Annotated in this window: 8 protein-coding genes and 1 pseudogene; 1 reads left to right on the forward strand and 8 read right to left on the reverse strand. The window is 42.2% G+C overall.

Features of this window, described 5'->3' with window-relative positions:
- Nucleotides 1-37 precede the first annotated feature (37 nt).
- A complete protein-coding gene (locus IAQ59_RS02350) occupies nt 38-901 on the forward strand; it encodes a serine hydrolase (protein ID WP_209329175.1) in 864 nt (287 codons plus the stop codon).
- A gap of 28 nt (nt 902-929) precedes the next feature.
- Here IAQ59_RS02350 and IAQ59_RS02355 read toward each other — a convergent pair whose 3' ends face one another.
- The 8 genes and pseudogenes from IAQ59_RS02355 to rhuM all read right to left on the reverse strand — a co-directional run bounded on the left by IAQ59_RS02355 (nt 930) and on the right by rhuM (nt 11,968).
- On the reverse strand, nt 930-1,382 hold the full coding sequence (locus IAQ59_RS02355) for a PH domain-containing protein (RefSeq protein WP_209329176.1): 453 nt from the start codon (nt 1,380-1,382) through the stop codon (nt 930-932).
- A 295-nt stretch (nt 1,383-1,677) separates the two neighbouring features.
- Nucleotides 1,678-4,362 (reverse strand): PQQ-dependent sugar dehydrogenase, encoded by a 2,685-nt coding sequence (locus IAQ59_RS02360; RefSeq protein WP_209329177.1) that lies wholly within the window; start codon nt 4,360-4,362, stop codon nt 1,678-1,680.
- Between the two features lie 513 nt (nt 4,363-4,875).
- Nucleotides 4,876-7,395, reverse strand: coding sequence for an EcoAI/FtnUII family type I restriction enzme subunit R (hsdR, locus tag IAQ59_RS02365; protein ID WP_209329441.1), 2,520 nt, complete (start codon nt 7,393-7,395; stop codon nt 4,876-4,878).
- Entirely contained in the window at nt 7,392-8,168 is a 777-nt protein-coding gene (locus IAQ59_RS02370) for a Fic family protein (protein ID WP_209329178.1), read from the reverse strand. The genes hsdR and IAQ59_RS02370 overlap by 4 nt, the downstream gene beginning before the upstream one ends.
- 185 nt (nt 8,169-8,353) lie before the next feature.
- Nucleotides 8,354-8,443: pseudogene (locus IAQ59_RS22700) on the reverse strand (type I restriction endonuclease subunit R); the annotation flags it as partial.
- Between the two features lie 14 nt (nt 8,444-8,457).
- Nucleotides 8,458-9,852, reverse strand: coding sequence for a KAP family P-loop NTPase fold protein (locus IAQ59_RS02380; RefSeq protein WP_209329180.1), 1,395 nt, complete (start codon nt 9,850-9,852; stop codon nt 8,458-8,460).
- On the reverse strand, nt 9,849-11,096 hold the full coding sequence (locus IAQ59_RS02385) for a restriction endonuclease subunit S (protein WP_209329181.1): 1,248 nt from the start codon (nt 11,094-11,096) through the stop codon (nt 9,849-9,851). The genes IAQ59_RS02380 and IAQ59_RS02385 overlap by 4 nt, the downstream gene beginning before the upstream one ends.
- Entirely contained in the window at nt 11,093-11,968 is an 876-nt protein-coding gene (gene rhuM / locus IAQ59_RS02390; RefSeq protein ID WP_209329182.1) for a RhuM family protein, read from the reverse strand. The genes IAQ59_RS02385 and rhuM overlap by 4 nt, the downstream gene beginning before the upstream one ends.
- Between the last annotated feature and the right edge of the window lies 1 nt (nt 11,969).

The following is an 11,969-nucleotide window of genomic DNA, read 5'->3' on the forward strand; positions in this document are numbered from 1 at the left end:
CTTAGTACCTTTCCAACTGATCATTTCCATCAAAGCCATGTACCTATTCCGACATTCACTTTTGCTCCTCTTTGCTCTCTCCCTTGTTCCCGGCTTCTCGCAGGGCCAGACGCTCATGGAAACCCTCGAAAGGGAGTTATCGGGCTTTAATGGCACAGCAGGGCTTTATGCGATGAACCTCAAAACAGGAGAAGAAATCGCTATAAACGCTGACACGCTGTTTCCCACCGCTAGCGTCATAAAAGTCCCTATTTTGGTAGGGGTATTTGATAAAATCGAGCAGGGAGCGCTTTCTTACACCCAACCGTTGATTTACCGGGATTCCCTGAAATACGGAGGGTCGGGGCTTATGCAGTTTTTTAAGGACTCCACCGAAACAGACCTGAGTGTATTGGTTTCCCTTATGATCACCTATTCTGACAACACCACTTCCCTATGGTGCCAGGCACTTGCAGGAGGCGGGGTCGCCATCAATGCCCTCATGGAAAACCTCGGACTTGTCCACACGCGTGTAAATTCTCGGACGCCGGGCCGAGAAGCCAATTGGCAGCAATATGGATGGGGACAGACCACTCCACGGGAAATGACCCAACTGCTGGTAAAAATCCGAAAAGGTGAAGTAGTCAGCCCCCAAGCATCCGAGCGCATGTACCGCTTGATGACCAATATCTATTACGACGGCAACGCACTTTCCGCTATCCCACCTTACATTCAGACCGCCTCCAAACAGGGAATGGTAAATGCGTCCCGTTCTGAATTGGTCATGGTAAATGCTCCAAGTGGCGATTACGTTTTTTACATCGCCACCAAAAACAATACCGACCAACGTTGGGAAGAAGACAACGAATCCTATGTCCTCAAGCGTACGGTATCAAGGTTGTTATGGGAAGCTTGGCAATAGCCGCTTGGATATCGTCCATGTACTTCCTTCACCAAGCGGTGTTAAACCGGCGGGCTACCTGATTTACCTGAATACCGGGATTGAGTGTAAGTAGGTCATGGATAAGTTCTTCGGGATCCATAGGGGCTACGAACACATCATCATACCGGTTGTATTTGATAAGTATGCCACGGGTTGCAAGCGCAGCCCGCTCACCTACCCACCGGGTTGTTCCAACATCGATTGATTTGATAGAGTCAACGTCCACTTCCCCTTTCATAAAACCTGATCGATAAAAAAATGATGGACCCTGTATCCAATACTTGGTATTGAATAGGTGGTAAAGGAGATAGGCAAATGGAAACAAGAAAAAAGATAATGATCCCAGTATATCGGGAAATTCCTGTTCGGAAAAATGCCAACGAGTAATTATAAAGGCTAGCAACAAGGCTACCACGAGGTATATCAGCAAGCCTTTTTTGGGTTTATAATGCTTTATCATAATCCTAGTAATACTGGCTAATATTATCAACTAAATATAAATAGCTTTAATCAAAAATCAAATTTTCTACATCTATTAATTTTTCGATTATTCCATTTTAGTTACAAAAGCTATAGCAAATTAAACTTTACTAACAAAAAGAAGGTGATTTGCGAGTTCTATCGTTGTGCCTGCGGAACATGGCAGGGCCGCCTAATTTACCGTATATAGCCACTGACCTTGCCTTGGGAAGGCAAGGTCAGTGGTACCGGCAAGGGTCTACAACTTTACCCCCACTACCTTACCAAAATGCAGCTTAGTTCCTCCCGTCAAAATAGACGGTTTTCAGCAGGAATGAACCCCATATGTCCACGCCCGTCTCGGTCTGAAAAACAAGGTAAAGGTCTGTCACCTCGCTAGAATTTTCAATTGGGATGGAAACCTCAAACCATTTGCCTGTTTCCGCTTCTGACCTCAGGTCGTTGCTAAGCACTTCGCTTTTACCCAAAAGTATTCCATCGGGTCGGCCTTGCCTGACCTCGAACCAGCCGGTTCTCCTATTTGGATCAATGGATAATCTAATCTCACCAACATACTTAAGATCAACACGTTCGAAACCAATATACGACTTGTCCTCTGTGAATTTGACCAATCTGGAGTTCTCAAAATTTGCTTTGGCGGTACCCTGAAAGTACTCTGCATTCGCCGCAAGCACCAAGGGATGTCTGAGTACCAACTGCTCCCTGCGCAGGATGGGAGGAATTCCATTGGCACCCTTATCCTGATAACTGGCGGTCAGAAGGTAGGTACCCTGAGTACGGTGTTGATCCAGCGTTACTTCACCGGAAATACCCAATCTGTTTTTTTGACTGACTGCTGATTGCGGAGACAGGGAAAGCACATAATCGATCATTTGAATGATATCCCCCTCCTTCAGATGGGCATGGGAAGGCATCAGCCGCTCACCCCATACTCCCGCACCTCCGTTCGTTACTTTTTGAAGGAGCATTTTGGGAGCTTCCGGATTGGCCGAATAGCGTTCAGCCACTGCCTTGTAGCTAGGACCTACGGAGGCATTTTCCAAACCGTGACAGGCATTGCAGCCACTTTTCACCAAAAGGTTCTGTCCCAAAAGCTGTCCGCTGCTTTCGGTTTGCTGATGACCCATTTCAGCGATTATTTTGTCAAATCCTTCCTCCAAAAAATCCCAGGTCACCACCACATCATTTTCTGAAATGAAACCATCTTCCTTGTCCTGCACGTCAACTTGATAAGGAAGCGTAGGCTTGCCCCAATAAAAACTACGGTTTCCTTGCCAATTAACCTGAATTACCGGCGGTTCATTCCCTACCGCGACGGGAATGACTGCCTGACTTTGGAGACCCGAGGGATCCCGAACGGTCAGTATGGTATTGAATTCCCCTGCTCTATCAAAGGCAAATGTAGGATCAGCCTCCCGAGAGGTACTGCTTCCATCCCCGTAAAAATCCCATTCGTAGGTAAGGTTATCCCCATCCAGGTCCATACTTCCCGCACTGCTGAACTGTACCTGTAGGGGTGCGGCCCCCTGCCTGACATCCGCACTGCCGCGGGCAATGGGCTTGCGGTTTCCAGGATTAAACTCGATCCGGTAAATTCCGGAATCATCGTTTTGGGAATTCCAGTACGTGCCATATTCGAGTACATACAATGCACCATCTGCACCAAACTGCATATCGATGGGTTTATCAAACTGGGTAGTCGGCATAAATTCCTCCAAGCCCGCAAAATCACCGTTCTCATCGAACTGAACGGTAAATACCCAATTCCTCATCCAATCATAGATAAACAACTTCCCATGGTAATACTTGGGGAATTTCACATCCGAAGCCAGAAAAAGGTCGTGGTAATACACGGGTCCTGCCATGGCATTTCGGCCACCGGAACCCAGGATGGGAAACTCCTCCGAATCGGCATACGGATACCAGATCATCGCCTTCTGCGCAGGTGGCAGCAAGTTCACTCCGGTATTAATGGGAGAATGGTTCACAGGTGCTGCAGGGTCATACGCAAAGACGCTCTCCTGTTTTTCAAAGTCATAATACCAATAGGGCTTATTGTCGGCGACAAAATAGGGCCAGCCATAAAACCCGGCTTTTTTGGCCTGATTGACCTCGTCGTGGCCACGTGGACCTCTGCGGAGGCTATCAGACTGCGCATCCGGACCCACCTCTCCCCAATACAAAAATCCGTTTTTGGGATCCACGGAGATACGAAAGGGATTTCGGTTTCCCATGACATAGATCTCGGGTCGGGTATTGGGCGTGCCTTCCGGGAAAAGATTCCCCTCAGGAATGCTGTAGGTCCCGTCAGGCTGCGGGGTGATTCTCAGGATTGAACCCCGAAGGTCATTCGAATTGGAAGAACTCCGCTGAGCGTCCACGTTTTCCGGTCTTCCGGGACGTTCATCGATGGGGTTATAATTGTCGGATTCAAAGGGGGTGGTATCATCTCCCAGGGACAGAAAAAGGTTGCCCTTGCTGTCAAATTCGATGGATCCCCCACTGTGGCAGCAACCTCTGAAATGGGGGATTTCCAGTAAAACCGCCTCGGAATCCGGGTCAAGGATATCCGATACCAGTGTAAATCGCGACAACCGATTGATACTCTCCTGGCCTTGCGGGGAATAATACAGATAGATCCAGTGGTTATTGTAAAAATCCGGATCCTTTGCCAATCCAAGAAGGCCGTCTTCTGCCTCAAAATAGACCGGAATGGCCCCAATATCCGTTACCAAACCGGTGGTCGGATCAAACATCCGGATTTTACCTTTTCGTTCGATAAAAATAATCCGGCCATCCTGCAGTACTTCAAATTCCATGGGTTCGTCCAGCCGCTCCACCAAGGTGACTTTCGTAAACCGGCTTTCTTCCGGCCTTTCGACTACAAATTTTTCCGGCTCGTTTTTGCAGGATCCCAATACAATCCCAAGAAGAAGTAGTATCAAATAGTTCGTTCGCATGTGTCAATAACTTGTTGTCCCGCTACAAGTGTTCCAAAGTCCCGCGTAAAATTAGCAATTCTTTAAGTTTTTCCTCGGGCTGAATGAATGTCCTTCATTGCATAAATTGGCTGCTCTAATTGCATGTTGACTTGGTCGGTAGTAGGCCGAAAAACAATACTCCTAAAATCTTCTGCTTGTAAAAACTAAGGCTCCCATAGGCCCACTGCTACGGATGTTTGTATCCTATCTGTGGTATCGGTACCCAAGCGATCAATGTAACCCGCAACGTAAAGAGGCTCGGCAATTAATGGATTTGCCGGCACGGAAGTGTGCAATTGTCTCAGTTTATAGGTGGTCCAACGAATGGGGAGTATAACACCTGGCCCAGTGCAACGTCCACCGACGTCTTTTTGGCCTCAACGACGGCAAGTAGGAGAAAATATTTCGAAATTTTCTCTCGGGTGGCAAAGGTGGAAGCTCTTTGGCAAGCTTTGGTCTGTGCCTTGGCTATAGGTGTATCTTGTCCTGTCATCAAGCTGCTTTCTCTTTGTAAAGGTGTTCCTGGAATTCTATAAAGAGACGGCTGATGCTGGCCACATCGCCCAAAATTTCTTTTGCATCTTCCAGGGACTGATACTTGTTGGTCAGTAAGATGGGTAATTTCTCCTGATCCAACTCGTCGACTCCCGTTTCGATATATTTGCTCAATACGAATGAGATAAACTCTTTCTGCTTGTCATTAAGCAGCGCAAAAATAGTCGCTTCGGCTGCTTTGGCCCGGGCTTCTCTTGTCATTGCGATATAGTCGCCATTGAAAACGTATTCCAACACATCATACAAGTCACTTTTTTCCATATCCACCAACTTTTGCAAAGTCAGTAAATCGTCTTTCGGGAAACCTGCTGCATCTAAGTTTTCAAGTAATATTTTTCTTGTCAATGGATTGCTCCATAGTTTCCGCAGTTCTTCTTCGTCCTTGAAAAGTTTAGGCAATTCGCCAAATAGATTATTCAAAAATTCGTCTGCTGAAATGGGCTTGCCGTCTGCACTCCAAAACGAAGTGGAAACCATATGCTGAATTTCTCGCTCCTTGCCGTTTTTGAGTTTGATTTTCACTTTCTTCTTGCACACACACGGTCTCTGTCCGCATTTCTCGCAAGACTGTGGTGGTTCTTTCTCACAAACACACGGTCTTTGTCCGCAAATGGGGCAAGACTTTGGTGGCACATATTCACACTCACACGGATTTTGTCCGCAATTTTCGCAAGGTTCTCCGGCTATTGGTTCTCCGTCCCATTCGGGGTCTGAAAAATGTTTGTAAGCATCTACAAAATCGTAAATGGTGAAAAATTCTTTTCCGTCAAATAATCGTGTGCCACGTCCAACGATTTGTTTAAACTCAATCATTGAATTGACCGGCCTAAGCAAAACGATATTACGAATGTTCCTTGCATCAACACCTGTGGAGAGTTTTTGCGAAGTAGTCAAAATCGTTGGCAATGTTTTTTCATTGTCCTGAAATTCTCTCAACAGTCTTTCGCCTTCTTCTCCGTCATTGGCAGTTACACGAACACAATAAAAAGCGTCTTTGCATTTGGCGTTTTGATTTACCAAATCCCTTATCAATGCTGCGTGTGCTTGATTCGCACAAAAGATGTTTATTCGTTTGGCTTCTCGTTCTACAATTTCAATCGTTCGGTTAAAGTCTTTTTCTTCATAAAGTTTGCCTTCTTCAATTTCACCTTCCACAATGGTATCGTCCGAAGTGTAGCGGTAATCGTCCAACGTAGTTTTGATGCGTTTTACTTTGAATGGCGTTAAGAAACCGTCATTGATCCCTTCTTTTAGCGAATAGATGTAAACGGGTTCGCCAAAGTAACGGTAAGTGTCCACATTGTCTTTTCGCTTGGGTGTGGCCGTTAAACCCAATTGCACTGCCGGACTGAAATATTCCAAAATTCCCCGCCAATTGCTTTCGTCATTGGCTCCGCCACGGTGGCACTCGTCAATGATAATAAAATCGAAAAAATCGGGTGGGTATTGGCCGAAATTGTAATTTTTTGAATTGTATTTTTCTTCCGGTTCTGCTGCTATTGCGAGAGGCGTTTGTAACTGGTTTACAGGTTCGCTGCTTTCAGGGCCGGAAGTCATAAAGGTTTGAAAAATGGTAAAGAAAATGCTGCCGTTGGTCGGCACTCTTCCGCTTTTCTTTATTTCATTGGGTTTTATTCGTACCAAAGCATCTTCAGGAAATGCCGAAAATGAATTGTAGGCTTGGTCGGCTAATATGTTTCTGTCTGCTAAAAATAAAATGCGCGGTCTGCGGCTCACTTCGGCTTCGCCCAGTGACCGCACCGACAAGTTCCAACGGGTTTGAAACAGTTTCCAAGCGATTTGAAAAGCAATTGCCGTTTTTCCTGTTCCTGTGGCAAGGGTGAGCAAAATTCTGTCTTTGCCTTGTGCAATGGCTTCAACGGTTCTCTGAACGGCTATTTCCTGATAATATCGTAACTGCCAACTTCCGCTTTTATCCTCAAAGGGTACATGGGCAAATTTCTCTCTCCACAGCTCGACATTTCGACTACGCTCAATGTCCGATTCGCTAAGCTCTGCATCTGAGCCTGTCGAAGATGTCGAAGCCACCGGATATGTTTTGTTCCAAAGTTCATCTGGGCTTAAAAAGTTGGTGACCAAACCCTCATCGCCTGACTTCATACATATTTGGTAAATGGCTTTGCCGTTGGTGCTGTAAGTGGTTTCTAATTGCAGTTTCTGAGCATATTTTTTGGCTTGCATTACACCTTCGCCCACTTCCTGTTCATCACTTTTGGCTTCTACAATGGCCAGTTTGATGCCTTTGTAAACCAACACATAATCGGCAATTTCACGTTTACCCCTCCGTTCGACACCGCTCACGGACCAACCGCCTGCTTGTATTTTGCCTGCGGTAATGCTGTATTCACGAAGGACTTTAGAGCCTTCCACAACGCCCCAACCACAAGCCTTTAGCTTTGGGTCTATGAGTTCTGCTCTTGTTTCTGCTTCGTTCATTGCTCGGTTATTTTTGGCAACATCAACAAAAAAGGTAATGCTTGTGAATAATCCAACTCGGGATATTCTAAACCTAATAAGCGAATATTTTTGTAGTAGGTGTTGTGTTGGTTGTAATACATTTTTTCGCTCTGCAAAAACCAAGCTTTGTCTCCCAATTTTTGTGCGATGAACCATTTTTCTATGAGCCTTGCACTGCGACCGTTACCATCATTCCACGGGTGGATTTTTACAAACACCAAATGAATAAACGCTGCATAGTAAAACACTTCTTCAATACTCAAATTTTGCTGGAGCAACGCTGCTATGTCGTTATAAAGTTTGGTCATCTCCTCTTCTACTTCGAATGGCGATGCTGCTACATATTCTATCTTGCCGTCAGGAGTAGCCACATACATATTGTGTGAACGGTATTTGCCTAGTTTGTTTTCTTCTACAAAGTTGGCAGCCAACAATGCGTGAATTTTGCTGATATTTTGCGGGGTAAGTGCATTTTGTTTGGCAAAGGTGTAGGCATTATAGAGGTCGTCTATTTTTTTGGTGTAGTCGGGTTTAAACTCCATACCCATTGCTTTGTGCTTGATATAGCTGTCCAATTCAATGTCTTCACCTTCAATTTTGCTCGAAAACACAGAAGCGACCGAAGTATAGAAACTAAAAGTAGAAGTCGAAATTTCTGCTTCGTGCAAAGCATCAAAATTGGTTTGCAAATCTTTGGGCACTTGTTCCAAATATGCCGAAAGTAATGAGGTGGGTATTATCTCTAATTTCATAATGCTAACGCTTTTTCAGTTTTTGGTTCGGCAGGCTCACTACCACGCAACTCCCCCGCAAATGCCTTTTGCAAGATACTCTTTTTCGGTTCTTCCAAATCCGCCAGTTTTTTTTGATACACCGCTTCCAGCTTTTGCGTTTCGGACCGCAGGGCATCTAATTGGCGGACGATAGTTTGTTGGAAACGAAGGACTTTAGAGCCTTCCACCACGCCCCAACCACAAGCTTTTAGCTTTGGGTCCATGAGTTCCGCTCTTGTTTCTGCTTCGTACATACCAAAAATTGGTTTTATTTTAAAGAATCTAAAATTTCAATTTTAGTCAACAAATCATCAAGGTCCGATATACCATCTAACCCTTCTTCTTCAAATAGCTCTATTACTTTTATAATTTCCTCTTTTGTTCCGAATTTTGGCTCAAATTTCAAATCTTTATTGTCATCATTAATTTCAATCAATTTCCTGCTCATGTTTTTAGTAACTGATTTATGATAAAGATAAATTAACAATCCTTCAATTGAATAAAAATTAATATTACTATTATTCTTAATTTTAAGATCAATAGAGTCATGGAATCCATTTAACAAATCCTGATATTGAAGTTGCTTATTTTTTAAGCTATTATAAAAATTAGTTTTCTCAAACTTTAAGAATAGTAAAAGAAATAGAATTTCGGGAAAAGCTCTATCTTTTACATTGAAGGTTTTTAAAACTATGGCTAGATGTGAAATTATTTTTTCTATTGTTCTTAAGTTTGAACCGCTTTGAGAAAACAAGGTGTTCGCCATGTTGTAAAAATAATCCTTTTCATTTCTACCATAATATTGTTTTAGTCTTTCTGGATTTTCAATAAAAGTTGATACTCCTGAATTTTCGAAAATAAGTTTTAAAAAATCTCTAATAGGAGGTGAAGGAATTGTGAATTCCAAATCAAGAAATCTCCTCAAATATTCATCTGAATCAATATTATCACTTCCATAATATCCTCTTATAGCATTTCCAAGTTGTTCTTTATCAACAGATAAAACAAAAACAATTCCTTTTACAGAAAAAAAGTGTTTTACAATCTCCAAAACTTCTACAGCATATTTAGGATTGCATCGATCTAATTCATCAATAAAAAATATTAATGGCTTTGATAAACAGGAAACATATTCCTCTAAAGCTTCTTTAAACTCTTCTAAACTTTGCTTTTTCTTTGAATATTCATCGACTTCAGTTTTGAAAATTTCAATAGACTTTTTACTAATTTCTTCAACCCCTTTTGTAATTGTCTCTGTATCAATATACTCTTCAGCTAAAGCTTTTAATAGAATGGGTAGAGCATGTACCGATAATTTTCCGGCCTTTTGAATAATTTCATTAAGTTTTGCTCCATTATCAATGTTTAAAGTCTTTATTTCTGACAAGATAGCTGCCATAGGATCGTGACCAAAATCATGTTCCCATGCATTAAAGTAAATTGTTTTAAAACCATTCTGAGATAAGTTTAAATATTTAATCCACATTTCAATAAATGTGGTTTTTCCTTCCCCCCATTTATTATTTATAGATAATACAAATCCATCTGAATAGCTATTAATGATTTGAGTGAGGGTTTCTGCATATTTTTTCCTCCCTAACTTACAATTCAAAAATGGATCACCTGCCGGAGATTTAATTTTTAAGCTCCTTAACGAATTCATATCTCAACCTCCTCCCTGGTTAACTCTCCTGTAAAAGCCTTCTGCAAAATACTTTTCTTCAACTCCTCCAAATCGGCAATCTTCTTCCGATACACCGCTTCCAGCTTTTGTGTTTCGGCGCGCAGGGCATCTAATTGGCGGACGATGGTTTGTTGTTCTTCTACTGATGGAATTCTAATCGGTAATTCAGAAAGAATTGTTTGATTTAAATTACTCATTGTTGCACCAATAGAAGATTTTTCAAGTTGTTGCTTTACAGAGTTTGAACTTAGAATTAAATTTAAAAAATTGCTGTCTGCCTTTTTGGGATTCACTCGAATAACAAAACTACCTGTTCCGCATAACCAATTTATATTTTCTTTCCTTACAACCGCACATCTTCCCATTTCGCCCCTTCGTGCAATTACAATATCACCAAGTATCAAAGCGTATTTTGCAAGTCTCGAAAATGTATCTTGATTAATCATTGTCTTTGACAATGGAACAATCTTACCATCAACTATATTCTGTGGATTTACAACAGGTATCCCTTCTTCAACATAATCTGATTGATGAAGCATACTACCAAATGGTCCTGTCATTATTTTGCCTACAACTTCACCCAAATTCTTCTCTTCCCAACCATCACATTTTTTCTCAAACACCCCCTGCAAATAGCTTTCAAAAAGTTCTTTGGCGTTTTTGAGGTTTTGTTCGGCATTGGCTTTTGCCTTGTCTATGGCGGCAAAGCAACGTTCTAAAATGGAAACAATGCGTTGTTGTTCGGGGAGGAATTTTGGATAACGAAGAAAAACACCTTTTACTTCTGTATCAGTCACCGCTGGATAACTTGCACCTTTTTGGAGTTTCTCCATTTGCTTATTAAATTCATCTGTAAGCAAAAAATAGAATAGATACTTGTTGTTAATGTTTTCTTTACCACGCAAAACGATATATCCAGTGCTGCAAACTTGTCCGTCATATTCTTTTGTAATTAATGCAACTCTGCTGTGTGTTGGTCTAACAGTAGCAAAAATCACATCATTTACTTTAACTAATTTTCTTGCTCGGCTTGGAGCATCTTTTCCAAGTAAAACAGCTGGACCTTCAATTACCTTTGTTTCTTTGTTAACGCTTGAAACATCAAGGTAGGTAAACTCTTTTTCAGGGCATTTAGTAGGGTCAACCATTTCAGTTTTCACCAAAACATCCCCCAACTTCTTTATTTCCCAACCTTCTGGTAACTGAGCTTGTCGAATGTTCATACCAATTCCTTTATTTCGTTCAAAATTCCTTCTACCGATTTGGTTTCCAGCTTAGAAAACGCAAACCATTTTTTACCCAAATCTTTCAGCGAAGCACCCAAGTGATAAACTTCTATGCCGTCAATTATCAAAAAGCGGTCGTGGCTGTGGGTAAATACTTTTGCTGTAAAGTTGCCATATTGTTCATTAGCCTTTTTAATGTCTAATGTGAGTTGTTTATTCACATTTTTAGTGAGCAGGTACACCTTTACGCCTTTGTTCTTTTTAGCTAAGTGGGTAAGGGTGTTTTCGTCTATGTAATTATCAATTAGTACTATGCTTTCCTTTGCTGAGCGGATGATGCGAGAAGCTAATTCATACGCATCAAATATTTGTCCGTCAAAGAATACGCCTTGGGTGGGGATGAGGTGGGTGTTTATTTGCAGGTCAATCTGATTGACTTTTTTCGAGAGTGAATCGAGATTATCTTCCAATCGATTCATTCGGTTGTTGATGGCATAGCCTTTCAGCAAATACTCTTTTAGAATACGGTTTGCCCAAATGCGGAATAGAGTGCCTTGCTTGGAATTGACCCGATATCCCACTGATAAAATCGCATCAAGATTGTAAAACTTCACATTTTTAGTTTGGGTCTTTCCGGCAATTGCCCCATGTGAAGTGGTATGTGCAAAAAATGCACTAACCACTTTTTCCTCTAATTCTCCCTCTTTAAAAATGTTTTTTAGGTGCTTGGTAATAACACTTCTTTCTCTTCCAAAAAGTTGAGCAATTTGCTCTTGGGTGAGCCAAAGCGTTTCTCCTTCCTCGTCCAAGCGCACTTCAATATGCTGTGCCAACTCATCTGGGCGATATAAAACAATTTCGTCTTTCATA

Source organism: Lunatimonas salinarum (assembly GCF_017811155.1).
Taxonomy (GTDB): Bacteria; Bacteroidota; Bacteroidia; order Cytophagales; family Cyclobacteriaceae; genus Lunatimonas; species Lunatimonas salinarum.